The organism is Yoonia vestfoldensis SKA53 (assembly GCF_000152785.1).
Taxonomy (GTDB): Bacteria; Pseudomonadota; Alphaproteobacteria; order Rhodobacterales; family Rhodobacteraceae; genus Yoonia; species Yoonia vestfoldensis_A.
In genome coordinates this window covers 2,063,639-2,088,004 of sequence record NZ_CH672414.1, presented here as the reverse complement: position 1 = coordinate 2,088,004, position 24,366 = coordinate 2,063,639, and the positions used below count along the sequence as shown (strand labels likewise).

The following is a 24,366-nucleotide window of genomic DNA, read 5'->3' as shown; positions in this document are numbered from 1 at the left end:
GACAAGCTTTAGGGTTGCGGGCTATGATCGACCGGCGGCCACGGGCGCACACGGTCGGCGTCGATCCAGCCTTGCACCCAGTCGGGCAGGGATGGTTGCGGATCACGCATGCCCATTTCGGCCAGCAGCCGTTCGGGTTTGACGATCCCGTTCCTGTCCGTCGCGGCAGAGCGGTAGAGGATCTGCACCGCGCAATCCTGTCCGATCCAGATCGACTGGTCCAGATAGATGAACTTGTCATCCCAGCCGATGCATTTGCTGACCATGCGGAACCGCGTGAAGGGCCTGATCCGTTTGCGATACCGCACAGATGCCCCCGCCATCGTTAGCCCCCAGCGATTGCGCCGCAGCGCCGCCACCAGACCGGTGCGGATACCAAGCCCGGTGCGCCCCAGATCCATGATCGTCAGGATGCGCCCGTTGTTCATCTCGAGATAAATGTCGATATCCTGCGGCCAGCAGCGGTGCCACGACACATGCGCCTCCATCGGCCCAAGTGCGGACCTACGCCGGTTTACGATGATTTCCTTGAGGGTGCGAATGACAGGATACATGCGACGCCTTTTGCTGCTGGGCGCAAAGTGATCCCACCTGACGTTAACGTCAATTTTGACCTTGGGGCAACCTTGGGCTTGTCGGACAAGGCTGAACCGCTTAGGTCAGTACGACAGTTTCAAAAGGGCGATCTTTTCATGCTTACCATCATACAGGCCTTGCTCGTGATCATCGGCGTCGTGCGGTTTTTCGTCATTGCGCATTTCATCATGAGCTGGCTGATCCGGTTCGAGGTTCTGAACGTGCGCCAGCAATTCGTCGGGCAGGTGTGGTACACGCTCGAACGCGTGCTTGACCCGATCTATGGCCCGGTGCGCCGCATGATGCCGAACATGGGTGGTATTGACCTGGCTCCGGTGATCGTGCTGGTCGGTCTGGAAATCCTGCGAATCTTCCTGATCAACAATATCGGGGCCTTTGTCTGATTGCAGGGCCGCGGCTGCGCCTCGATGCATTTTGCGACACGGTGGATACCATGGCGCAAAAATGCCGCTGGCGGTCGCGCCTGACCTTTCCGCATCGTGGCAGTCGTGGTCTAGTCGGGCCAAGCCAAGCGGAGCGATGCAATGTCCGACCAGATCACCTTTACCCTTGATGGCGTGACCGTCACCGCCGTCCCCGGCCAGACGATCTGGGAGGTGGCGAACGGCCGCGGTCTGGTGATCCCACATCTGTGCCACAAACCCGCGCCCGGTTACCGGTCGGACGGCAATTGCCGCGCCTGCATGGTCGCCATCGAAGGCGAACGGACGCTTGCCGCCTCCTGTATCCGCGAACCGCGCGACGGCATGGTTGTCACGACTGATGGCCCGCGCGAGGTGCAGGCGCGACGCATGGTGATGGAATTGCTGGTCGCCGACCAACCGGCGCAAGACGTGGCGCATGACCGGTCCAGCCATCTGTGGGACATGGCAGGCGCGCAAGGTGTGGCTGTCAGCCGTTTTCCCGCCAAGGCCGAGCATATTCCGCTGCTGGATGACAGCCATGTCGCGATGTCGGTGAACCTTGATGCCTGTATCCAGTGCGGGCTTTGCGTGCGCGCCTGCCGCGAAGTGCAGGTCAACGACGTGATCGGCATGGCGGGGCGCGGTGGCACGGCCTATCCGGTATTCGACATGGATGACCCGATGGGGGGATCATCCTGCGTGGCTTGCGGGGAATGCGTGCAGGCCTGCCCGACTGGCGCGCTTTTACCTGCGACGGTGACTGATGAAAACCAGCAGGGCGATACTGCCGATTACGACCGCGAGGTCGCTAGCGTCTGCCCGTTCTGCGGTGTCGGTTGTCAGGTCAGCCTGAAGATCAAGGACAACAGGGTCAAGTTCGTCGAGGGCATCAATGGCCCGGCAAACGAAGGACGGCTCTGCGTCAAGGGGCGGTTCGGGTTCGACTATATCCACCACCCGCACCGCCTGACAAAACCGCTGATCCGCCGCGCCGATGCGCCCGCCAAGGGGCTGAACGTCGATCCCGGCAACTGGCAGAAACATTTTCGCGAGGCGACATGGGACGAAGCACTGGACGCAGCTGCCGGCGGGTTGCGCGCGATTGGCGGCACAGGTGTCGCGGGCTTCGGGTCTGCCAAATGCACCAATGAAGAGGCTTATCTGTTCCAGAAACTGATCCGTCAGGGGTTCGGCCACAACAACGTCGACCACTGCACGCGGCTGTGCCATGCGTCATCGGTGGCGGCCCTGATGGAAAATGTCGGCTCCGGTGCTGTGACCGCGACCTTCAACCAGATCGAACATTCCGATGTCGCCATCGTCATCGGTGCCAACCCGATCGAGAACCACCCCGTCGCCGCGACCTATTTCAAGCAATTCGCCAAACGCGGTGGCAAGCTGATCGTGATGGACCCGCGCGGGCAGGCGCTGAAACGGCATGCCAGCCACATGCTGCAATTCCGTCCGGGTGCCGATGTGTCGATGCTGAATGCGATCATGCATGTGATCGTCGAAGAACAGCTTTACGACCGGCAATACATCGCCGCCTATACCGAGAATTGGGAGGCCGAAAAGGCGCATCTGGCCGATTTCAGCCCCGAAAAGATGGCTGGGATATGCGGGATCGACGCCGAAACCCTGCGCGACGTGGCGCGCACCTTTGCCGGTGCAAAGGCCGCGATGATCTTTTGGGGCATGGGCGTCAGCCAGCATATCCACGGCACCGACAACGCGCGTTGCCTGATCTCGCTTGCACTGATGACGGGGCAGGTTGGGCGTCCGGGGGCAGGGCTGCACCCGCTGCGCGGGCAGAACAACGTGCAAGGCGCGTCGGATGCCGGCATGATCCCGATGTTTTTGCCCGATTACCAGCCCGTCGGCGACCAAGGGGTGCGCACCGCGTTTCAGGAGGTCTGGCAACACGGCGAGATCGACGCCACCAAGGGCCTGACTGTGACCGAGATTCTGGATGCCGTGCATGATGGCGACATCCACGGTATGTATATCCTTGGCGAAAACCCCGCCATGTCGGACCCCGATGTGGACCATGCCCGCGCGGCCTTGGCCAAGCTGTCGCATCTGGTGGTGCAGGACATTTTCATCACCGAAACCGCCAATTTCGCCGATGTGATCCTGCCCGCCAGCGCCTTTGCCGAAAAGACCGGCACCGTGACCAACACCAACCGGCAGGTCCAGATGGGCCGCCCCGCCGTGCCGCCGCCAGGTGACGCACGCGAGGATTGGTGGATCACCGTGGAACTGGCCAAACGGCTGGGCCTGCCATGGACCTATGCGCATCCGTCCGAGGTGTTCGGCGAAATGACCCAAGTGATGGCGTCGCTCAACAATATCACATGGGACCGGCTGGAGGCGCAGAGCGCGGTGACCTATCCGTCGCTGACGCCCGATGATCCGGGCCAGCCGATTGTCTTTGCCGATGGTTTCCCGCGCGAGAATGGGCGCGCCAAATTCACCCCCGCCAGCGTGATTGCCCCCGACGAGACCCCCGATGCCGACTATCCGATGATCATGACCACCGGCCGCCAGCTGGAACATTGGCACACGGGGTCGATGACACGGCGGTCGCGCGTGCTGGATGCGGTCGAACCCGAGGCGAATTGTTCGCTGCACCCGTCCACCCTGCGCAGGCTGGGCGTGGAACCCGGCGGCATGGTGCGCCTGACGACACGGCGCGGCAGCATTGACATCATGGCGCGGTCCGACCGCGCCGTCGCCCCCGACATGGTCTTCGTCCCCTTCGCCTATGTCGAAGCGGCGGCGAATATCCTGACCAACCCCGCCATCGACCCCTATGGCAAGATCCCCGAATTCAAATTCGCCGCCGTGCGGGTCGAGAAAGCGCAAAGCGAGGTCGCGGCGGAGTAAGTCCCACCGATTAACTGAACGCCCGTTCAAAAAAAGATTTGACGGATCGCCCTATGGTCCGCAAGATCACCCCAAGGCTGCACGTTGCGAGGAGGCGACTCGTGGCCAAGGGCGGGATAACCGCCCAGAGGGAGGATCATCAAGATGCACGCACCCGCTGACGGCGGCCTTGTCACAATCCCCGACCTGCTGGCGCGCAATGTGGCGCGCCATGGGGCAAAGCCCGCTTACCGCGAAAAGGAATTCGGTATCTGGCAAAGCTGGACCTGGGCGCAGGCATCTGAACAGATTGACGCGCTGGCGATGGGCTTGCTGACGCTGGGGGCGAATGTGGGCGACCATGTTGCTGTCTCTGGTCGGAATCGCCCTGCGCTTTACTGGGCGATGGTTGCGGCACAACGGATCGGCTGTATCCCCGTCCCGCTTTATGCCGAAGCCGCGGCCGAGGAAATCGCCTATGCATTGGACCATTGTGGCGCGCGCTTTGCGGTAGTAGGCGATCAGGAACAGGTGGATAAAATCGCCGATGTCCGTGACGGGCTGACCCAGCTTGACCATGTGATCTACCTCGACGGGCGGGGTTTGCGTAAATACGACCATGCCGCGATGACCAGCTATGCTGATGTGCAAAAGGCGGGGCGCGCGTCCGGTTTGCTGGATCAGGTCAATGCCCGCAGCGCTGCGCGGACCTATGACGACACATGTGTGATGCTGTATACCTCCGGCACCACCGGGCGGCCCAAGGGCGTTGTGCTGTCCAACCGCAATGTGATCGAAACATCGAAAAACTCGTCTGAATTCGACCATCTGCGCGCCGATGACGAGGTGCTGGCCTATCTGCCAATGGCCTGGGTCGGGGATTTCATCTTTTCGGTGGGGCAAGCGATGTGGACCGGTTTTTGTGTCAATTGCCCCGAAAGTGCGGACACGATGCAGCTGGACCTGCGCGAGATCGGGCCGACCTATTTCTTTGCCCCGCCACGCGTGTTCGAACAGCAACTGACCAATGTGATGATCCGCATGGAAGATGCGGGGCGGGTCAAGAAATGGCTGTTCCATCGCTATATGGCGGTGGGGCGCAGGGTCGGTGCGCTGTTGCTGGATGGCAAGCAGGTCAGCGCTGGCGACCGGTTGAATTACATGCTGGCGAAACTGCTGGTGATCGGGCCGTTGAAAAACACCCTTGGCCTTAGCCGCGTGCGTGTGGGCTATACCGCGGGCGAGGCTATCGGGCCAGAGATTTTCGATTTCTACCGCGCGCTGGGCATCAACCTCAAACAGCTTTACGGCCAGACCGAGGCGACCGTGTTCATCACCCAGCAACCCGATGGCGAAGTCCGGTCCGATACAGTCGGCGTGCCAAGCCCCGGTGTGGAGCTGCGCATCGCCGAGAATGGCGAGGTCTATTATCGTAGCCCTGGCGTCTTTGTCGAATATTACAAGAACCCTGAAAGCACAGCGTCCACAAAGGATGCCGACGGCTGGGTCGCGACGGGGGATGCGGGGTTCATCGAGGATGGCACCGGCCACCTGCGGATCATCGACCGTGCCAAGGATGTGGGCAAGATGGCTGATGGGCGGCTGTTCGCGCCCAAATACGTCGAGAACAAGCTCAAGTTCTATCCCAATATCCTCGAGGCCGTCGTGTTCGGCGCGAACCGCGACTATTGCACCGCCTTCATCAACATCGACCTGACAGCGGTGGGCAATTGGGCGGAACGCAACAATATCGCCTATTCCAGCTATCAGGAATTGTCGCAGCATCCGCGCGTGCTGGACATGATCCTTGGCCATGTGTCCGAGGTGAACCGCTCCGTGGCCGCCGACCCGATGCTGGCAGGCTGTCAGGTGCATCGCTTTCTGGTGCTGCACAAGGAACTTGACGCCGATGACGGCGAGATGACTCGCACCCGCAAGGTCCGCCGCCGGATCGTGGAAGAGAAATTCCACGACCTGATCACGGCGCTTTATGGCGGGGCGGCTGATATCTACACTGAAACAGAAGTCACCTATGAGGACGGCCGCAAGGGCAAGATTACGGCGACGCTGGCGATCTGCGACGCTCAGGTCGCGGCGGAACAACACAAGGTGGCGGCAGAATGATGGACGGTGTTGCACCCTATGTGACCGCTGACGGCCGCCAGATCGGTGGCGTGTTGATGGACATGCGCGGCATCACCCTGCGGTTCGGCGGGGTGGAGGCGATCAAGAACATTTCGTTTGATATCCGCGAAGGCGAGATCAGGGCGATCATCGGGCCGAATGGGGCGGGCAAATCGTCGATGCTGAACGTGATCTCGGGGTTCTATCATCCTCAGGACGGCGAGGTTTGGTTTCGTGGCGAAAAGCGCAAGCCGATGAAACCCTATCAGGTCGCCCGCCTTGGCATCGCGCGCACCTTCCAGAATATCGCGTTGTTCGAGGGGATGAGCGTGCTCGACAACATCATGACCGGGCGGTTGACACATATGAAAACCGGTTTGCTGGCGCAGGCGATCTGGAAAGGTCGCGCTGAGGCTGAAGAGGTCGCCAACCGCGAAATCGTGGAAAAGGTCATCGACTTTCTGGAAATTCAGGCGATCCGCAAGACGCCTGTCGGCCGCCTGCCTTACGGGTTGAAAAAGCGGGTGGAGCTGGCGCGTGCGCTTGCCGCCGAACCCAAGCTTTTGCTGCTGGACGAACCCATGGCCGGCATGAACGTCGAGGAGAAAGAGGACATGAGCCGCTTTATTCTGGATGTGAACGACGAATTCGGCACGACCATCGCGCTGATCGAACATGATATGGGCGTGGTCATGGACCTGTCCGACCGTGTTGTGGTGATGGATTACGGTCGCAAGATCGGCGACGGCACCCCCGACGAGGTGCGCAACAATCAAGAGGTGATCGACGCCTATCTGGGGGTGGCGCATGAATAACGCCTTCGCCGTCCCGGACCTGATCCGGGACCTCGACCACCATTGGCAAGAGGCCCCGGGTCAGGCCCGGGGCGGGGAGGCACGCTATGTCGGCTGATTTTCTTTACGGCATCGAAGTCGTCCTCAACGGGCTGATGGCCGGTGTGCTTTATGCGCTGGTCGCCCTTGGCTTTGTGCTGATCTTCAAGGCGTCTGGCATCTTCAACTTTGCCCAAGGCGTGATGGCGCTGTTCGCGGCACTGACATTGGTGGGGATCATGGAAGGGCAGGTGCCCTTTGCCCATCTGATCAACGCAGTCTTTGGCACGAACATCCACCATTTCGGCTGGCAGGTGCCGGCCATCCTCGCGATTTTCCTGACGGTGCTGGTGATGATCGCCTTTGCATGGGCGGTGCAGCATTTCGTGTTCCGACATCTGGTCGGACAGGAACCGATCATCCTGTTCATGGCGACCATCGGTCTGGCCTATTTCCTTGAAGGTGTGGGCGATCTGATGTGGGGGTCAAGCATCCGCACGCTGGCGCTGGGCCTGCCACAGGGTGGGTCGCTCTGGGTCGAGGAGATGACGAACGGGCTGGGCGGCGATGATTTCTACGGTTTTTTCATCGACAAGCTGGACATGGTCGCGACCCTTGTGGCGCTGGTGCTGGTCGCGGGGCTAGTCGCCTTTGCGCAATATACCAAGCAGGGCCGCGCGATGCGGGCTGTGGCCGACGACCATCAGGCCGCACTGAGCGTTGGCATTTCGCTGAGCTATATCTGGGTGCTGGTCTGGTCGCTGGCAGGGATCGTTGCCCTTGTCGCTGGGGTTATGTGGGGTGCAAAATCCGGCGTGCAGTTCTCGCTGTCGCTGATCGCGTTGAAAGCTTTGCCGGTGCTGATGCTGGGCGGTTTCACGTCGATTCCTGGGGCCATCGTTGGTGGTATGATCATTGGGGTCGGCGAAAAGCTGTTCGAATACACGATTGGTGCGCCCTATCTGGGCGGGGCTACGGAAAACTGGTTCGCCTATATGCTGGCGCTGGTGTTCCTCGTGTTCCGTCCGCAGGGGTTGTTTGGCGAAAGGATCATCGAACGTGTGTGATGCAAGCGTCATTTCAAAAGAACTTTTTGGCCTCCGGCGGGGATATTTGGGCTCGGAAGATGGGAAGGGATTAAGTCATGCTGTATCGTGAGGCGGGCGATTTCAAGACATCCTATCAGGCGGATAGCCAGACCTTTCCTATTGCTTTTGATCGCTGGCGGTATTGGGCTGTGCTGGTCATTGCTTTTTGCGTGGTGCCGTTTTTCGTCAATGCCTATTGGGCGAATGCCATTCTGGTGCCGTTCCTGATCTATGCGATTGCAGCGATCGGGCTGAATATCCTGACAGGCTATTGCGGGCAGGTCAGCCTGGGCACCGGCGGGTTCATGGCTGTGGGGGCCTATGCCTGTTACAAGCTGATGACGTCCTTTCCGGACGTATCGATCGTGATCCATATCATTCTGGCAGGCGGGATCACCGCGGCTGTCGGTGCGGCGTTTGGGCTGCCTAGCCTGAGGATCAAAGGGTTCTATCTGGCAGTGGCGACGCTGGCCGCGCAGTTCTTTCTGGTCTGGATGTTCAACAAGGTCAGCTGGTTCTATAATTATTCCGCATCTGGCCAGATCAACGCGCCGGAACGTTTTGTCGCTGGCATCGCCGTGACAGGGCCGAATACCGCGCCTTGGGCGCAATACATGATCTGTCTGGTGTTTCTGACGATCTGCGCGTTGATCGCGCGCAACCTGACGCGCGGCACGATTGGCCGGTCATGGATGGCGATCCGCGACATGGATATCGCGGCCGAGATCATCGGGGTCAACCCGCTGAAGGCCAAGCTGACCGCCTTTGCCGTGTCGTCGTTCTTTATCGGGATATCGGGTGCTTTGTTCTTTGCCGTCTATCTGGGCGCTGTCGAGGTGGGCGAGGCATTCGGCATCCAGAAATCGTTCCTGGTGTTGTTCATGATCATTATCGGCGGGCTGGGGTCGCTGTTCGGCAGCTTCGCGGGGGCGGCGTTTCTGGTGCTGTTGCCTGTCGCGCTGAAGGTGATTGGCGTTGATCTGCTGGGTTGGCCCACGGATCTGGTGGCCCATCTGCAACTGGTGATCGTGGGCGGGCTGATCATGTTCTTTTTGATCAAGGAACCCCACGGCCTTGCCCAGCTTTGGCGCGTGGCAAAAGAGAAACTGCGGCTATGGCCGTTCCCCTATTAAAAGACAGATCGGGGTACACCCCGGCAGAACAATCGTAACCATTGGGAGGAGAGACCGATGAAGATGAAGACACTGGCCGTAATGGCCCTGGCTGGGTCGATGACCGCAGGGACCGCCATGGCCGATCTGGTGATCCCGGATCTGAGCTATCGCACTGGCCCCTATGCGGCGGGCGGCGTGCCGTTTTCGGACGGGTATCAGGATTATTTCGCGCTGCTGAATGCCCGTGATGGCGGGATCGGCGGCGAGCCTGTCCGCGTGATCGAATGCGAGACGGCCTACAACACCGAACGCGGTGTCGAATGTTACGAGGCGACCAAGGGTGAGGGTGCCTTGATCTATCAACCCCTATCTACGGGTATCACCTATCAGTTGATCCCGCGCACTACGGCCGACAATATCCCGCTGCACACGATGGGCTATGGCCGCACATCTGCCGCCAATGGCGAGGTGTTCAACTGGGTGTTCAACTATCCCGCCAATTATTGGGATGCTGCATCAGTTGCGGTGAATTACCTGCTTGATGAAAACGGCGGGTCGCTGGATGGCAAGACCATCGCACTTGTGTATCACAATTCCGCCTATGGTAAGGAACCGATCCGCACGCTGGAAGACCTGTCTGCGCTGCATGGGTTTACCCTGACGCAGCTGGCTGTGGATCACCCTGGTCAGGAACAGAAATCGCAATGGCTGCAAATCCGGCGCGAGCGGCCTGACTATGTGCTGATGTGGGGCTGGGGCGTGATGAACCAGGTTGCCGTGCAGGAAGCCGCGAATATCGGTTTCCCGATGGAAAACTTCATCGGCAATTGGTGGGCCGGGGCTGAGCATGACGTGACACCGGCGGGCATGGCCGCGAACGGGTACAAATCGCTGAACATGAACCCGATCACCGACTATCCGGTGTTGAGCGAAATCCAGAGCCTTGTGCATGAGGCGGGCAACGCGGCCGGTGACGGATCGAACCTTGGGTCGGTGCTTTATGTGCGGGGCATGTATGCCGCCATGCTGGCCGCCGAAGCCATTGCCAATGCGCAGGACATCCACGGGGTGGCTGATGTGACCCCTGCGATGGTCCGCGATGGGATGGAGGCGCTGGAGATCACCAACGCCCGTATGACCGAACTGGGCATGGAAGGAATCGGGCCGGAATTTGCGGTCACCTGCCAGAACCATGGAGGCACGGGGCAGGGCCTTGTGCAGCAGTGGAATGCCTCGGCTGGGGTCTGGGAACCGCTGACGGGTTTCATTTCGCCTGACGCTTCGGTCATCGCACCTTTGATTGCCGAAGATTCGGCCGCATTTGCCGCCGAAAGTGGGATCACTCCCGGCTGTCTCTAAACACATCACCACGGGCGGCCTTCGGGCCGTCCGTTTTCCATGGAGCCAGTAATGCCGGACAGCAAAGAGACCCTGCTTGAGGTCAACAACATCGAAGTGATCTACAATCACGTCATTCTGGTGCTGAAAGGCGTGTCGTTGAATGTGCCCAAAGGCGGGATTACGGCGCTTTTGGGTGGTAATGGCGCAGGCAAGACCACCACGCTCAAGGCAATATCCAACCTTTTGCATTCCGAACGCGGCGAGGTGACGAAAGGATCGGTGATCTATCGCGGCGAACCCGTGCATCACTTGTCGCCAGAGGCCTTGGTCAAGAAAGGCGTCGTGCAGGTCATGGAAGGCCGGCATTGTTTCGAGCATCTGACAATCGAGGAAAACCTGCTGACTGGGGCCTATACCCGCCGTGATGGCGGGGCGGCTGTCGCGGCTGATCTTGAGATGGTCTATACCTATTTCCCACGCCTCAAAGAACGGCGCAAAAGTCAGGCGGGCTATACTTCGGGGGGGGAACAGCAGATGTGCGCCATCGGGCGCGCGCTGATGTCGCGGCCTGAAACGATCCTGCTGGACGAGCCGTCGATGGGTCTTGCGCCGCAATTGGTCGAGGAGATTTTCACCATCGTGAAAAACCTCAACGAAAACGAAGGCGTGTCCTTCCTTTTGGCCGAACAGAATACCAACGTCGCCCTGCGGTTCGCGCATCAAGGCTATATCCTTGAAAGCGGGCGTGTCGTGATGGAAGGCCCCGCCGCCGAATTGCGCGAAAATCCCGATGTGAAGGAATTTTATCTGGGCATGTCGGACGAGGGGCGCAAATCGTTTCGTGACGTGCGCAGCTACCGGCGGCGCAAGCGGTGGTTGGCATGATGATCGCGCCCTTCTGAGGGGGCGCTTTGAATAGCGGTGCGTGCAGGGCCAGACCTGCCTTGATCCACGTCGCTGCATGGATGTGGACAGGAGACACTGATGACGACCTATTTCGACGATCTGGAAACACGCACGCCTCAGGCCCGCGCCGCAGCCCAGCTCGACCAGCTGCGCGCACAGATCGCACGCGTGCGCGCGATGCCGGGGGCCTGTCTGCCCGATGTCGTCGTGACGTCGATGGCGGATCTTGCAAAGTTTCCGGTCCTGCGCAAATCCGATCTTGGCAGCTGGCAAAAGGCACAGCCACCCTTTGGCGGACTGCATGTGTCCAACATGACCCATGTGTTCCAGTCGCCCGGCCCGATCTATGAACCGGGTGGATCTTCGCATGACTGGTGGCGGTTCGGGCGGTTCCTGCATGCCTGCGGGATCGGCGCGACAGATATCGTGCAGAATTGTTTCGGCTATCATCTGACACCTGCCGGCACGATGTTCGAGAATGGCGCGCGCGCCGTCGGTGCCGCGATCCTGCCTGCCGGCACCGGCCAGACCGAATTGCAGGTCCGTGCCGCCGCCGATATCGGGACAACTGCCTATGCCGGCACGCCTGATTACCTCAAGGTGATCCTTGAGAAAGCGGACGAGATGGGTGTCGCCCTGAAAATCACCAAGGCCGCTGTTTCGGGTGGCGCGCTGTTTCCGCAATTGCGCCAGTATTATGCTGACCGTGGTGTCACCTGTCTGCAATGCTATGCGACCGCCGATCTGGGCCATATCGCCTATGAAACGGCCCCCGTCGAAGGCATGATCGTCGATGAAGGCGTGATCGTCGAAATCGTCACCCCCGGCACCGGCGATCCGGTCGTCCCCGGCGATGTGGGCGAGGTCGTGGTTACGTCCCTGAACCCCGATTACCCGCTGATCCGCTTTGCGACTGGCGACATGAGCGCCGCGATGCCAGGCACGAGCGCCTGCGGGCGCACCAATATGCGCATCAAAGGCTGGATGGGCCGCGCCGATCAAACGACCAAGATCAAGGGCATGTTCGTCCGCCCCGAACAGGTGGCTGCCCTTGTCGCCAAGCTGGGTGCTGCGCGTGCGCGCGTTATCGCCGACCGTGCTGGCGATGCCGATACGATGCAGGTCCATGTCGAAGGCACCGGGCTGGATGCAACGGCCATCGCTGCCGCTGTCGTCGATATCCTGAAACTGAAGGGCGAGGTGATCTGTTGTGCGCCCGGCACGCTGCCGCGCGACGGGTTGGTGATCGAGGATCGCCGAAGCTATGACACCTGATGCCAATAACGACGCATCACGCGCTGATGCCTGACCCTTTACTGGGCCGGAACGTAGCGTTCCACAAGCAGGCGGATCAGCCCCAGACTTCCGCCGTATTTCCATACGCCGATGGTATAGGTGCCGGGGGTCACCCGTGCTGCGATCAGGCTGTCGGTCGTGTTGCCGTGGTCATCGTTGCGGCCAATCTCGCGGCCAAGATCGTCAAAGATCACCAGAACCGGATCGGCGCTCGCATTGCCAATGGCTTCCAGCATCAGCAGGCCGGGTGCGTCGACGTCAACGGTGAACCATGATGCGATGGAACTTCCGTTAACATCCTGCCGGATGCGGGTGCTGACAAGGCCAAGGTCTGTCACAGGCACCGTCCCGTCCAGCGGTGGTGCCGCTTCACCGCGGTCGTAGATCGCGAGCACGGCGGCCTGCGGGTCATAGGCGCTGACGGTCAAGGTGATTGGCGCGGTTTCATCGGCCAATGCGTTCAGACTGATGCAATAGGTGCCAGCGGCCAGCGGGTCTGTCATGTCGATGCGCGAATTGAACCCGTCGTGATCGTCATTCTCGGCGATATAATTATTGGCGCCGTCATAAAGCGTGATCAACGGGTCGGCGGATTCGTTCACAGCGGTAATGCTGATTGCAGTGGGTTGATCCAGCGTGAAGCTCCAGTAGGGGTCGTCAATGGCTGACCCGTTGACGCTGGACCCCAGCGGGCCGATCGGCACCGCCTCGGCACAGCTGCCGCTGCTACCGGGATCAACCTGCAAGGCGATCCCCTCGGTCAGCGGTTCATGGTCCTGCCGCCCGATGCGGACGAATGCGGTCATCGGTCCGCCGTCATAGCTGCGCATCGCCATGCAATAGCTGCCTGCGTCGAGCGTTGTTTCGGCGCGCGATGCGGCATTGCCACCGGAATCATCATCCGACAGGATCAGGCTGCCGTCCGCATGCAGCAAGTCGATGATCGGATCGCCCGCGCCCCGGCCTGCCGCTTCTAGCCGGACATCGGTCGTCTCAGACAGGGTGAACAGGGCGACGTAATCATTGCCACCCATCACGAGCGCCAATTGTTCACGGAAATTGTCGGCCGTTGTCATATCTGAACTGGCGGCGTCGCCGCCGATCCATTGCCCGCCGGACCCTACGCCACCGCAGAGGTCTTGGGCAAATGCAGGGGCGGCAAGACTGAGCAAAATGACAGATAATGTAGCTGGTTGGGGAATGGATCTACGTGCCATCTGGTTTCCTTCGCGGCAATCAAAACAAAACGTTGTGCCACGTTAATACAACCCTTGCGGGCTTTTCCAGTCCGGGTGGCGATCTGCCCGCAACTTTCTGATCCCGTCACAAAGAAAAAGGCCGCGCCCCGAAGGATGCGACCTTTTTGATCTGCTGCTTTGGCAGGTCTTAGCCCTGACGGGCCTTGAACCGGCGTTGCGTCTTGTTGATCACATAGACGCGGCCCTTACGGCGCACGACGCGGCAATCGCGATGGCGCTGCTTGAGCGAGCGGAGGGAGTTACGGACCTTCATGGTGCGTGTCCTTCATGTCGCGGCGCGCGGATTGCGCCTTGGGTTGCATTTAGGCCGGAATGGCCCGCGAAATCATGGTGGACGATACTGGGATCGAACCAGTGACCCCTTCGATGTCAACGAAGTGCTCTACCGCTGAGCTAATCATCCATGCCGTCAACGGTTTGATGCGCCCTATAACGAAATAGGACGCGGCACGAACCGCGTCAGTCGTGCGGTCTATAAAAGGAGTCGGAACAGGGATCAAGGGCTTTTGCTCATTTCCACAAATGCGCTAGATTGAAGACCTGAAGGAGTGTTTCATTGCCGACATCGCCCTATCACCTATTGCTGCCAGAGGCGCGTTCGACCAGCGTCGTTTTCGCTTCGCCACACAGCGGGCGTGACTATCCTGCGTCGTTTCTGCGCCGCGCGGTGCTGGATGCGCAGGAAATTCGGTCGTCGGAAGATGCATTTGTCGATCTGCTGTTTGCATCAGCACCACTGCATGGCGCCCCGTTCCTGACCGCGACTGCGCCGCGCGCTTTTCTTGATCTCAATCGTGGGCCGGATGAATTCGACCCGGCCCTGATCGAAGGCGTTCGGCGCAACATCCATAACCCACGCGTCGCCAGCGGTTTGGGTGTGATTCCGCGCGTTGTGGCGAATGGCCGGCAGATCTATCGCGGCAAGCTGACACTGGTTGAGGCGCATCAACGCATCATTCAATATTGGCGGCCCTATCATGACCGTTTGCAGATGCTGATAGACCAAAGCATCAATGATTTTGGTCAGGCTGTTCTGATAGATTGTCATTCGATGCCGCATGAGGCGCTGGAAAACATGGGGCCGCCGGGAGCGGGCCGTCCCGATGTCGTGCTCGGGGACCGTTTCGGGGCAACGGCGTCGGGCGCGGTGATGGATCAGGTCGAGGCGGCATTTATCGCGGCGGGGCTGAAAGTGGCGCGCAACATGCCTTTTGCCGGGGCCTATATCACGCAGCATTATGGCCGCCCGTCGCGCAACCAGCACGCCATTCAGGTCGAGATCGACCGCGCGCTTTACATGCATGAAACAACGCTGACGCCCAGCGCCGGTTTTGATGCGTTTCGGGATTTGCTGGACGGGGTGATCGCCGCACTTGCCAATATCGGACGCGTGCCTGCGGTGCGTGTCGCCGCCGAGTAAGGTGGATCAAGCACCTTACCGCAACGCGCGCCCCTTGATGATCGCATCGGACCCGAATCTCTGTCGGATAACATCGGTGGCATGCTCCGCCTTGGCCCGTTGGTCTGCCGTAGGGTCCAGCAGGTCGCCGCTGCGGTCCGCATCCGCAGCCGCTGTGATGTCTGACAGCCCGACCCCCAGCAAACGGTAAGGCCCCGACCCCGGTACCTGATCAAACAGACCCCGCGCGGTGCGATAGATCGTGTCAGCCAGCTGCGTGGGGTGATGCAGGCTTTGCCGTTTCGAGATGAGCCGAAAATCTGCTGTCTTGAGCTTCAGCTGCACGACACGCCCCGCCTTGTCGGTCGCCTTGGCCCGCGCGCTGACCTTTTCGGCCATGCGCCACAGATGCCCGTCAAGAATATCGGGATTGCCGGTGTTTTCGTGAAAAGTGGTTTCATTTGACAGCGTCTTGACCGGTGCATTGGGGCTGATCCGGCGCCCGTCTTCGCCGCGCGCCAGTGCATAAAGCCGTTCCCCCGTGTGGCCGAATCGCGCGTGCAGGTCGCGCCGGTCCCAGCGCAACAGATCGTCAAAGGTGCGGATGCCCGCAGATTCGAGGCTGGCCTGTGCCGCAGGACCGATCCCCCAGATCAGCCTGACTGATCTAGGCCGCAGGAAGGCCGGGGTTTCATCCTTGCCGATGATCGAAAAGCCGCGCGGCTTTTCCAGATCGGACGCGACCTTGGCCAGAAATTTATTATGCGACAACCCAATCGACCCCGTCAGGCCCAATTCATCCTTCATCCGCTTGATCAGCCGCGCCAGCATCACGGCGGGTGGCGCATGGTGCAGTTTTGCGGTGCCGCGCAGGTCCATGAACGCCTCGTCCAATGACAAAGGTTCGACCAGAGGCGTCAAGTCATCCATCATCGCGCGGATCGCGCGGGACGCTTTGACATAGGCGTCGAACCGCGGTTTGATGACGACAGCCTCTGGGCAAAGCTTCAGCGCCTGAAACATCGGCATGGCGGATTTGACGCCCTTGATGCGCGCCAGATAGCAGGCGGTGGACACGACCCCGCGCCTGCCACCGCCGATGATTACAGGTTTGTCGGCGAGACCCGGATTGTCGCGCTTTTCCACCGAAGCATAGAAGGCGTCACAATCCATATGCGCGATGCCCAGTGCGAACAATTCGGGGTGCCGTGTCACGCGGGGTGACCGGCAGGCGGGACAGCGTGTTTCGCTGTCGAATGTCGTCAGGCAATCGCGGCATAATGCAGGCATGTCGCATAATAGACTGGGCGGTTGCGTAAAAAAGAGACTTCTGGCCTCCGGCGGGGATATTTATCCTCGGAAGATGCGGAATTTCATTTGCGTGGTGCCGGGTTCCGGCGTAACCCCGCCACATCACACGCCATCCGGGAGAGAACGGATGTCCGTCGCCGAAGGAGCAACCGCCCCGGTCACTCTCAGGCAAAAGGACCGGTTGGGGTGCAACACGCCGAAGAGTGGCCTTTGATGGTCCGCCGAAGGAGCAAGCCCCGCGACGGGTGAATCTCTCAGGCACAGCAACGGCGGGGGCGAGCGCGCGCAAGCGCCAATGGCGGAGAAAGCCATGCCTTCGATTGCTGTTATCGGTGCCGGGATTACCGGCGTCACCACTGCCTATTCCCTGATGATCCGCGGGTTCGACGTGACGGTCTATGACCGCCAGCGTTACGCCGGAATGGAGACCAGTTTTGCCAATGGCGGCCAGTTGAGTGCCTCCAATGCCGAGGTCTGGAACCAATGGTCCACCGTGCTGAAAGGGATCAAATGGATGTTGCAGGGCGATGCGCCCTTGTTTGTGAATCCGCGCCCCGGTTGGCACAAGGTCAGCTGGATGATGGAATTTCTGGGCAATATCCCCAATTACAAGTCCAACACCGTCAAGACCGCGCGGTTGGCTGTTGCCGCGCGCGCGGGTCTGGCGGAGATGGCGGACAGGTCCGGTGTGGATTTCGATTTCAGCCCTGCGGGCATCCTGCATTTCTACAAGACTGACAAGGACCTGCGCCATGCCCGCATGGTCAACGGGTTGTTGCGCGAGGGCGGTCTGGATCGCCGCGAACTGACCGTGGACGAGGTTTTGGCGCGCGAACCCACCCTGCGTGGCGATATCATTGGCGGGTTCTGGACCGAAAGCGACAGCACCGGTGATATTCACAAATTCACCGTCGGGCTGGCCGATTGGCTGCAAAAGCAGGGCGTGACCTTTCGCCTTGGTGTGCCGGTGACGGACCTGCATCTGCGCGATGACGGGGTTTATGTGGAAAGCGGAGACGAGACCCGCTTTGACGGTATCGTCATTTCGGCCGGTGTCGCCAGTCGCAAATTCGCGGCCAAGCTGGGGGATCGCGTGAACATCTATCCGGTCAAAGGCTATTCGATCACGGTCAATCTGAACGATGCGGCCAGTCAGGCGGCGGCGCCAACGACTTCCTTGCTGGATGACAAGGCCAAGATCGTCACATCCCGTCTGGGTCGGGACCGGCTGCGGATTGCGGGTACGGCGGAGTTCAACGGCGAAAACCGCGATATTCTGGAACGTCGTGTGCGCCCCTTGATCCAATGGTGCGAAACGCATTTTCCCGATGTTTCGACCGAGGCTTGTGTGCCTTGGGCGGGCCTGCGCCCGATGATGCCCAACATGATGCCGCGCGTCGGGCAGGGCCGCAATGACCGCGTGTTTTACAACACCGGCCATGGTCATCTGGGCTGGACGCTGAGCCCCGCGACAGCGGACGCCATCGGCGCAACCATCGCCGCGCGTTTCAAAAGCAACAGCATGGCGCGGTATGATTTGAAATCCGCGTCAATCGTGCCTAACTGACACTCAAGACAACGCAAGGGATGCACCAATGCCGATGGATCAATTTCTGGCCGAGTTTTTCGGCCAGAACATACTTTATCTTTTGCTGGCGGTGTTCATCGTCGTTTGCGTCATGGCGGGTGTGCGCATCGTGCCGCAATCGGAAAAGTTCGTGGTGGAACGTCTTGGCCGCCTGCAATCGGTGCTTGGCCCCGGTATCAATTTCATCGTGCCGTTTCTGGATCGTGTCCGCCACCAGGTGTCGATCCTCGAACGGCAATTGCCTCCGATGACGCAGGATGCGATCACCTCTGACAACGTGCTGGTACAGGTCGAAACATCGGTGTTTTACCGCATCATCGAACCTGAAAAGACGGTTTATCGCATTCGTGACGTCGATGCTGCGATCTCGACCACCGTCGCGGGGATCGTGCGGTCCGAGATTGGCCGGATGGAGCTTGATCAGGTGCAGGCCAATCGCAGCCGGTTGATCGAAGCAGTGCGCGAACAGGTATCCCAGCAAGTCGATGATTGGGGGATCGAGGTGACGCGCGCCGAAATCCTTGACGTCAATCTGGATCAGGCGACCCGCGCCGCGATGCTGCAGCAGTTGAACGCCGAACGCGCCCGCCGTGCCCAAGTGACCGAGGCCGAGGGCAAGAAACGGTCTGTTGAATTGCAGGCCGATGCCGATCTTTACGCCGCCGAACAAGAAGCCAAGGCGCGCCGCGTGCTGGCTGATGCCGAAGCCTATGCAACGCAGGTTGTGGCAGGTGCGATTGCCGAAAACGGGCTGGAAGCTGCGCAATACCAAGTCGCGCTCAAACAGGTCGAGGCGATATCAAAAATGGGTGCAGGGCAAGGCAACCAGACCGTCGTGCTGCCGGCCAATGCGCTGGATGCTTTTGCCGATGCGTTCAAGATGTTGAAGGGGCGCTGATATGGTATTGTGGGCACAATGGTGGGTCTGGATGTCCGGCGCGCTGATCCTGGCGACGTTGGAGGTCTTGATCCCCGGCTATATCTTTCTGGGCTTTGCCATCGGTGCCGGATTGTTGGGTCTGCTAATCCTGTTCGGGATCAATGCAACCGGGCTTGCGCTAACTCTTGTGATCTTCGCAGTTCTGTCTTTGCTATCCTATCTGGGGATGCGCCGGTTTTTCCGGCTGCGTCAGGGACAGGTCAAGGTCTGGGAAACTGATATCAACGACTAAGGCGCGGTCGCTTGCACTGAAGACAGTTCGCGCAGGATATCTTGGGCGGCTGCGCGCGGATCGGCTGCCTGCCAGATCGGACGCCCGACGACGACATGATCAGCCCCGTTTGCCACGGCTTGCGCAGGGGTCGCCACGCGTTTCTGGTCGCCCCGATCTGCCCCGACCGGCCGCACGCCGGGGGTCACAATCAGCTTGCCTGCCGCTTCGGGGAGCGCGCGAATTAATCCCGCTTCTTGTGGTGACGCGATCACGCCATCGGCCCCCGCCATCAGCGCCAGCCCCGCACGTTCCTGCACCAAATCGGTGATATTGCCCGCCTTGATACAGGACGCGTCCAGATCATTGCGGTCCAGCGACGTCAGGATCGTCACGGCAAGTATTTTCATATCCGACCCTGCCGCCCCCTGCCGTGCCGCGCGCACCACATGCGGGTCGCCATGCACGGTCAGGAAATCCAGATCAAAAGCTGCGATGCCGCGCACTGCCGCCTCGATTGTGGCGCTGATGTCGAACAGTTTCATATCCAGAAAGATGCGCTTGCCCTGATCCTGTTTCAGCTCGTTGGCCAACGCCAGACCGCCGCCCGTCAACATCCCCAGACCGATCTTGTAGAAGCTGACGCTGTCGCCAAGTAGGGCCGCCAGTTCCAGACCGGCCACGACATTGGGGACATCCATCGCAACAATCAGGCGGTCATCGGGCATCTTGGCAATCCTTATCTGTTTGTTGCGGTCTAGCCTGCGCGCTGGTCTTGCGCAATCAATCCGCCCCACCCATTTATACCATGAGGCCCAATTGGGCATGTGCCGCAAAGCCGGGCATGTTCGTCAACGGGCGCTTTATAAAGGAGAACACCATGAACTTGGACAAGTTCACAGAGCGGTCGCGCGGTTTTATCCAATCCGCCCAGACGATCGCGATGCGCGAAAACCATCAGCGTTTGACACCTGAACATCTGTTGAAAGCCTTGCTGGACGACGAGGAAGGGCTTGCCGCCAATCTGATCACCCGTGCCGGTGGCCGCCCTGCCGATGTGCTGGGCGCCGTCAACGCAACCCTTGCCAAACTGCCCAAGGTGACCGGCGATGCTGCGCAGGTCTATCTCGACAATATCACCGCCACGGTGGTGGATGAGGCTGAAAAAATCGCCAAAAAGGCGGGCGACAGTTTCGTGCCAGTTGAACGCTTGCTGACCGCGTTGGCATTGGTAAAATCCAAAGCCAAGGATGCGCTGGATGCCGGTGGCGTCACTGCACAGGCGCTGAATGCCGCGATCAACGACATGCGCAAAGGCCGAACCGCCGATAGCGCCAGCGCCGAAGACAGTTTCGACGCGCTGAAAAAATATGCCCGCGACCTGACCGAAGCCGCCGAGCAAGGCAAGATCGACCCGATCATTGGGCGGGACGAGGAAATTCGCCGCGCGATGCAGGTGCTGTCGCGCCGGACCAAGAACAATCCGGTGCTGATCGGTGAACCTGGTGTGGGGAAAACCGCGATTGCCGAAGGTCTGGCGCTGCGCATCGTCAATGGCGATGTGCCTGAATCGCTGCGTCACAAGAAACTGATGGCGCTGGATATGGGTGCGCTGATTGCCGGTGCGAAATATCGGGGCGAGTTTGAAGAACGGCTAAAGGCCGTGCTGAAAGAGATTGAAACCGCCGCCGGCGAGATCATCTTGTTCATCGACGAGATGCATACGCTGGTCGGTGCCGGTAAGGCTGATGGCGCAATGGACGCCGCCAACCTGATCAAGCCGGCGCTGGCCCGGGGCGAATTGCATTGCATCGGTGCCACCACCTTGGCCGAATATCGCAAATATGTGGAAAAGGACGCAGCTCTTGCCCGCCGGTTCCAGCCTTTGCTGGTCGAAGAACCGACCGTCGTCGACACGATCAGTATCCTGCGCGGGATCAAGGAAAAATATGAATTGCACCACGGCGTGCGGATTTCGGATAGCGCGCTGGTCGCCGCCGCCACGCTGTCCCACCGCTATATCACCGACCGTTTCCTGCCGGACAAGGCCATCGACCTGATGGACGAGGCCGCCAGCCGGTTGCGCATGGAAGTGGACAGCAAGCCCGAAGAGCTCGACGCACTCGACCGCCAGATCCTGCAATTGCAGATCGAGGCCGAGGCGTTGAAAAAAGAAGACGACAAAGCGTCCAAGGACCGGCTGGAAAAGCTGGAAAAGGAACTGGCCGATGTGCAGGACCGCGCGTCGGAAATGACCGCGAAATGGCAGACCGAGCGTGATAAGCTAGAGGATACCCGCGGCGTCAAGGAACGGCTTGACCGTGCGCGCGCCGATCTGGATATCGCCAAGCGCGAAGGCAATCTGGCGAAAGCGGGCGAGCTGTCCTATGGCGTGATCCCGCAACTGGAACGCCAACTGGCCGAGGTCGAGGCGAATGACGACCTGATGGTCGAAGAGGCCGTGCGCCCCGAACAAATCGCCGAAGTGGTGGAACGCTGGACCGGTATCCCGATGTCCAAGATGCTCGAAGGCGAGCGTGACAAGCTTTTGCGCATGGAAGACGCGCTGGGCAAGCGCGTCATCGGCCAGAAAACCGCCGTGCGCGCCGTCGCCAATGCCGTGCGCCGTGCGCGGGCGGGCTTGAATGACGAAAACCGCCCGCTGGGGTCGTTTCTGTTTCTCGGGCCAACCGGCGTGGGCAAGACCGAACTGACCAAGGCCGTTGCCGAGTACCTGTTCGACGACGACAGCGCGATGGTGCGGATCGATATGTCCGAATTCATGGAAAAGCATGCCGTGTCACGGCTGATTGGCGCACCTCCGGGCTATGTTGGTTACGACGAAGGCGGCGTGCTGACCGAGGCTGTGCGCCGCCGCCCCTATCAGGTGATCCTGTTCGACGAGGTTGAAAAGGCGCATCCTGATGTGTTCAACGTACTGTTGCAGGTGCTGGACGACGGGGTGCTGACCGATGGCCAAGGGCGGCATGTCGATTTCAAACAGACGCTGATCATCCTGACGTCCAACCTTGGCGCGCAGGCGCTGAGCCAGTTGCCTGACGGGGTGGATTCGGGTGCCGCCAAACGCGATGTGATGGATGCCGTGCGTGCCCATTTCCGGCCCGAATTCCTGAACCGGCTGGATGAGACGATCATCTTTGACCGTCTGGCGCGTGATGACATGGCGGGGATCGTCGCGATCCAGCTGGGTCTGCTGGCCAAACGGCTTGCCGGGCGCAACATCAGCCTTGATCTGGATGATGGCGCGCTGCGTTGGCTGGCCGATGAAGGCTACGATCCGGTGTTCGGTGCGCGCCCACTGAAACGGGTGATCCAGCGCACCTTGCAGGACCAGTTGGCAGAAATGATCCTTGGCGGTGATGTCTTGGAAGGCGCCGTGATCAAGGTCACGGCCGGAGTGGACGGATTGATCGTGGGCGACCGTGTCGCCACCAGCAGCCAGATCGCACCGCCAAACCTGCCGCTGCATTAAGGCCAAAGCCTTTCCCATCTTTCGAGCCGAAATATCCCCGCCGGAGGCTTCAGCGCCATCAAACGCCCGCATCCGGCAGCGTCTGAAAACAAAAAAGCCCCGGTCATTGACCGGGGCTTTGTCGTATCCAAGAGGACAGGTCTTACATCGGTGGCAGGATCACCGCGTCGATGACGTGGATCACGCCGTTCGATGCTTCGATATCTGCGGTCACGACATTCGCGCCATTGACGGTCACGCCATTCGTGGTGCCGATGGTGATGTCCGCGCCGTTCACGGTTGTTGCGGTCATGCCATCCGACAGATCGGTCGACATCACTTTGCCAGCGACAACATGGTAGGTCAGGATCGCGGCCAGTGCTTCTGGATCGGCCAGCAGACCTTCGACGGTGCCTGCAGGCAGGGCGGCAAAGGCTTCGTCAGTGGGGGCGAATACGGTGAACGGGCCTTCGCTCTTGAGCGTCTCAACCAGACCTGCGGCTTCGACAGCGGCGACCAGCGTTGTGAATGTGCCTGCTTCGACGGCCGTGTCCACGATGTCCTTGGAATGTCCGGCAGCGAAAGCGACCGACGACAAGGCGGTGGTAGTGGCGATTGCGACAAAAGTTCTACGTAGCATGATATGTTCCTTCAGTTGGAAATGCCTTTTCGTTGGCATCGTGCTTTTTACGTAGTGTTTTACGGCTGGATCAGCGGGGATTCCCGCCTACGCCGCTTGACAGAAAGGGCGCGCGGGCTAAGCCGCCGTCATCTGCGATTTCAAATCAACCTCCTGTGAAAAGTCGTGAAAATTCCGTGCAAAACTGGAACATTTCAAACCTTGGCAGCATCGTGAGAAACAAATTCAGCTTTCTGTCGTATAGACAAGTAACCCACCTGAATCGGAGACAGACAATGGCCTATCGCTGGAAGAACACGCTGACCCACGCAGACATCACGCCAAAAGCGGCGTATCTTAACCGGCGACAGATCCTTGCGGGCGCCGCAGGGCTGGGTGCGATCGGTCTGGTGCCACGCGCGGCTGATGCGCAGGCTGGGCTGGAGCCTAACACGCTCGAGGAAATCCGCAGCTACAACAACTTTTATGAATTTGGCACTGGCAAGGGCGACCCCGCCGCGAATGCGCACCAGCTTGTCACAGCGCCTTGGTCGATCAAGGTCGATGGCATGGTGGACCGCCCCGGCGATTACGCGCTGGGCGATCTGTTGGCAGGCCTGACGGTCGAGGATCGCATCTATCGGTTCCGCTGTGTCGAGGCGTGGTCGATGGTCATTCCGTGGAATGGGATCGAACTGGCGGACATCCTGAACAAGGTCGGTGTGCAGTCCGGCGCGCGCTACGTTGCCTTTGAAACCGTGGTCCAGCCCGAAAACATGATCGGGGTGCAGCGCCGCGTGCTGGATTTCCCCTATGTCGAAGGTCTGCGTCTGGACGAAGCGATGCATCCTCTGACCATCATGGCGACCGGTATTTACGGCGAACCCATTGCCAACCAGAACGGCGCCCCGATCCGGCTGGTGGTGCCGTGGAAATATGGGTTCAAGTCGATCAAGTCGATCGTGCGGATCACCCTGACTGATCAGGAACCGCCGATC

21 protein-coding genes, 1 tRNA gene and 1 riboswitch (1 of these 23 running past the window's edge) are annotated in these 24,366 nt (G+C 60.1%); of the genes, 15 read left to right on the top strand and 7 right to left on the bottom strand.

The window, feature by feature from the left end:
* Positions 1–8 precede the first annotated feature (8 nt).
* Positions 9–554, bottom strand: a complete 546-nt coding sequence (locus SKA53_RS10130) for an acyl-CoA thioesterase (RefSeq protein WP_040482913.1) — start codon at positions 552–554, stop codon at positions 9–11.
* A 138-nt stretch (positions 555–692) separates the two neighbouring features.
* On the opposite strand from SKA53_RS10130, the gene SKA53_RS10125 reads away from it, so the two are divergent.
* The 9 genes from SKA53_RS10125 to SKA53_RS10085 all read left to right on the top strand — a co-directional run bounded on the left by SKA53_RS10125 (position 693) and on the right by SKA53_RS10085 (position 12,548).
* Entirely contained in the window at positions 693–980 is a 288-nt protein-coding gene (locus tag SKA53_RS10125) for a YggT family protein (protein ID WP_040482912.1), read from the top strand.
* Between the two features lie 141 nt (positions 981–1,121).
* Positions 1,122–3,887, top strand: coding sequence for a formate dehydrogenase subunit alpha (gene fdhF, locus SKA53_RS10120; RefSeq protein ID WP_007206039.1), 2,766 nt, complete (start codon positions 1,122–1,124; stop codon positions 3,885–3,887).
* 144 nt (positions 3,888–4,031) lie between these two features.
* Positions 4,032–5,990, top strand: a complete 1,959-nt coding sequence (locus SKA53_RS10115; RefSeq protein WP_007206038.1) for an AMP-binding protein — start codon at positions 4,032–4,034, stop codon at positions 5,988–5,990.
* Positions 5,987–6,805, top strand: coding sequence for an ABC transporter ATP-binding protein (locus tag SKA53_RS10110; protein WP_007206037.1), 819 nt, complete (start codon positions 5,987–5,989; stop codon positions 6,803–6,805). The genes SKA53_RS10115 and SKA53_RS10110 overlap by 4 nt, the downstream gene beginning before the upstream one ends.
* An 86-nt stretch (positions 6,806–6,891) precedes the next feature.
* Complete coding sequence (locus SKA53_RS10105) at positions 6,892–7,890, top strand: branched-chain amino acid ABC transporter permease (RefSeq protein ID WP_007206036.1); 999 nt, start codon at positions 6,892–6,894, stop codon at positions 7,888–7,890.
* A gap of 77 nt (positions 7,891–7,967) precedes the next feature.
* Complete coding sequence (locus tag SKA53_RS10100; RefSeq protein WP_007206035.1) at positions 7,968–9,044, top strand: branched-chain amino acid ABC transporter permease; 1,077 nt, start codon at positions 7,968–7,970, stop codon at positions 9,042–9,044.
* Positions 9,045–9,101: 57 nt separating this feature from the next.
* A complete protein-coding gene (locus SKA53_RS10095; RefSeq protein WP_007206034.1) occupies positions 9,102–10,385 on the top strand; it encodes an ABC transporter substrate-binding protein in 1,284 nt (427 codons plus the stop codon).
* A gap of 51 nt (positions 10,386–10,436) precedes the next feature.
* Positions 10,437–11,252 (top strand): ABC transporter ATP-binding protein, encoded by an 816-nt coding sequence (locus tag SKA53_RS10090; RefSeq protein ID WP_007206033.1) that lies wholly within the window; start codon positions 10,437–10,439, stop codon positions 11,250–11,252.
* 99 nt (positions 11,253–11,351) lie between these two features.
* A complete protein-coding gene (locus tag SKA53_RS10085) occupies positions 11,352–12,548 on the top strand; it encodes a phenylacetate--CoA ligase family protein (RefSeq protein ID WP_007206032.1) in 1,197 nt (398 codons plus the stop codon).
* 38 nt (positions 12,549–12,586) lie between these two features.
* Here SKA53_RS10085 and SKA53_RS10080 read toward each other — a convergent pair whose 3' ends face one another.
* The 3 genes from SKA53_RS10080 to SKA53_RS10070 all read right to left on the bottom strand — a co-directional run bounded on the left by SKA53_RS10080 (position 12,587) and on the right by SKA53_RS10070 (position 14,231).
* A complete protein-coding gene (locus SKA53_RS10080) occupies positions 12,587–13,786 on the bottom strand; it encodes a PPC domain-containing protein (RefSeq protein WP_040482910.1) in 1,200 nt (399 codons plus the stop codon).
* 169 nt (positions 13,787–13,955) lie between these two features.
* Positions 13,956–14,081: a type B 50S ribosomal protein L36 gene (ykgO, locus tag SKA53_RS10075; protein WP_010141322.1), complete on the bottom strand. Its 126-nt coding sequence runs from the start codon at positions 14,079–14,081 to the stop codon at positions 13,956–13,958.
* A 75-nt stretch (positions 14,082–14,156) separates the two neighbouring features.
* Positions 14,157–14,231: transfer RNA gene (locus SKA53_RS10070), tRNA-Val, on the bottom strand.
* Between the two features lie 153 nt (positions 14,232–14,384).
* On the opposite strand from SKA53_RS10070, the gene SKA53_RS10065 reads away from it, so the two are divergent.
* Entirely contained in the window at positions 14,385–15,248 is an 864-nt protein-coding gene (locus SKA53_RS10065; protein ID WP_007206029.1) for an N-formylglutamate amidohydrolase, read from the top strand.
* Positions 15,249–15,263: 15 nt separating this feature from the next.
* On the opposite strand, the gene SKA53_RS10060 is transcribed toward SKA53_RS10065, so the two are convergent.
* Positions 15,264–16,517: a DNA polymerase IV gene (locus SKA53_RS10060; RefSeq protein WP_007206028.1), complete on the bottom strand. Its 1,254-nt coding sequence runs from the start codon at positions 16,515–16,517 to the stop codon at positions 15,264–15,266.
* A gap of 125 nt (positions 16,518–16,642) precedes the next feature.
* Positions 16,643–16,728: riboswitch (glycine riboswitch) on the top strand.
* A 120-nt stretch (positions 16,729–16,848) separates the two neighbouring features.
* Between SKA53_RS10060 and SKA53_RS10055 the strand changes: the two genes are divergently transcribed.
* From SKA53_RS10055 to SKA53_RS10045, 3 genes are read left to right on the top strand one after another with little or no spacing between them, the layout of a single operon-like run.
* Entirely contained in the window at positions 16,849–18,105 is a 1,257-nt protein-coding gene (locus SKA53_RS10055) for a D-amino acid dehydrogenase (RefSeq protein ID WP_040482909.1), read from the top strand.
* Between the two features lie 28 nt (positions 18,106–18,133).
* Positions 18,134–19,024, top strand: coding sequence for an SPFH domain-containing protein (locus SKA53_RS10050; protein ID WP_007206026.1), 891 nt, complete (start codon positions 18,134–18,136; stop codon positions 19,022–19,024).
* 1 nt (position 19,025) lies between these two features.
* Entirely contained in the window at positions 19,026–19,298 is a 273-nt protein-coding gene (locus tag SKA53_RS10045; RefSeq protein WP_007206025.1) for an NfeD family protein, read from the top strand.
* Here the strand turns inward: SKA53_RS10045 and pyrF are convergent.
* Positions 19,295–20,005 (bottom strand): orotidine-5'-phosphate decarboxylase, encoded by a 711-nt coding sequence (gene pyrF / locus SKA53_RS10040; RefSeq protein ID WP_007206024.1) that lies wholly within the window; start codon positions 20,003–20,005, stop codon positions 19,295–19,297. The genes SKA53_RS10045 and pyrF overlap by 4 nt on opposite strands.
* Before the next feature lie 152 nt (positions 20,006–20,157).
* On the opposite strand from pyrF, the gene clpB reads away from it, so the two are divergent.
* Positions 20,158–22,770: an ATP-dependent chaperone ClpB gene (gene clpB / locus SKA53_RS10035; protein ID WP_040483260.1), complete on the top strand. Its 2,613-nt coding sequence runs from the start codon at positions 20,158–20,160 to the stop codon at positions 22,768–22,770.
* Positions 22,771–22,912: 142 nt separating this feature from the next.
* Here the strand turns inward: clpB and SKA53_RS10030 are convergent, their stop codons facing one another.
* A complete protein-coding gene (locus SKA53_RS10030; protein ID WP_040483259.1) occupies positions 22,913–23,389 on the bottom strand; it encodes a fasciclin domain-containing protein in 477 nt (158 codons plus the stop codon).
* A 275-nt stretch (positions 23,390–23,664) separates the two neighbouring features.
* On the opposite strand from SKA53_RS10030, the gene msrP reads away from it, so the two are divergent.
* Positions 23,665–24,366, top strand: the 5' portion of a protein-coding gene (gene msrP, locus SKA53_RS10025; RefSeq protein ID WP_007206021.1) for a protein-methionine-sulfoxide reductase catalytic subunit MsrP. It continues 201 nt past the right edge of the window; 702 of the gene's 903 nt are visible here — the first part of the coding sequence; it begins with the start codon at positions 23,665–23,667; the stop codon falls past the right edge of the window.

What these genes read in the sequence shown, in the direction of transcription:
- SKA53_RS10130 (WP_040482913.1), bottom strand. Translation starts at nt 554, where the DNA reads ATGTATCCTGTCATTCGCACCCTCAAGGAAATCATCGTAAACCGGCGT.
- SKA53_RS10125 (WP_040482912.1), top strand. Translation starts at nt 693, where the DNA reads ATGCTTACCATCATACAGGCCTTGCTCGTGATCATCGGCGTCGTGCGG.
- fdhF (WP_007206039.1), top strand. Translation starts at nt 1,122, where the DNA reads ATGTCCGACCAGATCACCTTTACCCTTGATGGCGTGACCGTCACCGCC.
- SKA53_RS10115 (WP_007206038.1), top strand. Translation starts at nt 4,032, where the DNA reads ATGCACGCACCCGCTGACGGCGGCCTTGTCACAATCCCCGACCTGCTG.
- SKA53_RS10110 (WP_007206037.1), top strand. Translation starts at nt 5,987, where the DNA reads ATGATGGACGGTGTTGCACCCTATGTGACCGCTGACGGCCGCCAGATC.
- SKA53_RS10105 (WP_007206036.1), top strand. Translation starts at nt 6,892, where the DNA reads ATGTCGGCTGATTTTCTTTACGGCATCGAAGTCGTCCTCAACGGGCTG.
- SKA53_RS10100 (WP_007206035.1), top strand. Translation starts at nt 7,968, where the DNA reads ATGCTGTATCGTGAGGCGGGCGATTTCAAGACATCCTATCAGGCGGAT.
- SKA53_RS10095 (WP_007206034.1), top strand. Translation starts at nt 9,102, where the DNA reads ATGAAGATGAAGACACTGGCCGTAATGGCCCTGGCTGGGTCGATGACC.
- SKA53_RS10090 (WP_007206033.1), top strand. Translation starts at nt 10,437, where the DNA reads ATGCCGGACAGCAAAGAGACCCTGCTTGAGGTCAACAACATCGAAGTG.
- SKA53_RS10085 (WP_007206032.1), top strand. Translation starts at nt 11,352, where the DNA reads ATGACGACCTATTTCGACGATCTGGAAACACGCACGCCTCAGGCCCGC.
- SKA53_RS10080 (WP_040482910.1), bottom strand. Translation starts at nt 13,786, where the DNA reads ATGGCACGTAGATCCATTCCCCAACCAGCTACATTATCTGTCATTTTG.
- ykgO (WP_010141322.1), bottom strand. Translation starts at nt 14,081, where the DNA reads ATGAAGGTCCGTAACTCCCTCCGCTCGCTCAAGCAGCGCCATCGCGAT.
- SKA53_RS10060 (WP_007206028.1), bottom strand. Translation starts at nt 16,517, where the DNA reads ATGCCTGCATTATGCCGCGATTGCCTGACGACATTCGACAGCGAAACA.
- SKA53_RS10055 (WP_040482909.1), top strand. Translation starts at nt 16,849, where the DNA reads ATGCCTTCGATTGCTGTTATCGGTGCCGGGATTACCGGCGTCACCACT.
- SKA53_RS10050 (WP_007206026.1), top strand. Translation starts at nt 18,134, where the DNA reads ATGCCGATGGATCAATTTCTGGCCGAGTTTTTCGGCCAGAACATACTT.
- SKA53_RS10045 (WP_007206025.1), top strand. Translation starts at nt 19,026, where the DNA reads ATGGTATTGTGGGCACAATGGTGGGTCTGGATGTCCGGCGCGCTGATC.
- pyrF (WP_007206024.1), bottom strand. Translation starts at nt 20,005, where the DNA reads ATGCCCGATGACCGCCTGATTGTTGCGATGGATGTCCCCAATGTCGTG.
- clpB (WP_040483260.1), top strand. Translation starts at nt 20,158, where the DNA reads ATGAACTTGGACAAGTTCACAGAGCGGTCGCGCGGTTTTATCCAATCC.
- SKA53_RS10030 (WP_040483259.1), bottom strand. Translation starts at nt 23,389, where the DNA reads ATGCTACGTAGAACTTTTGTCGCAATCGCCACTACCACCGCCTTGTCG.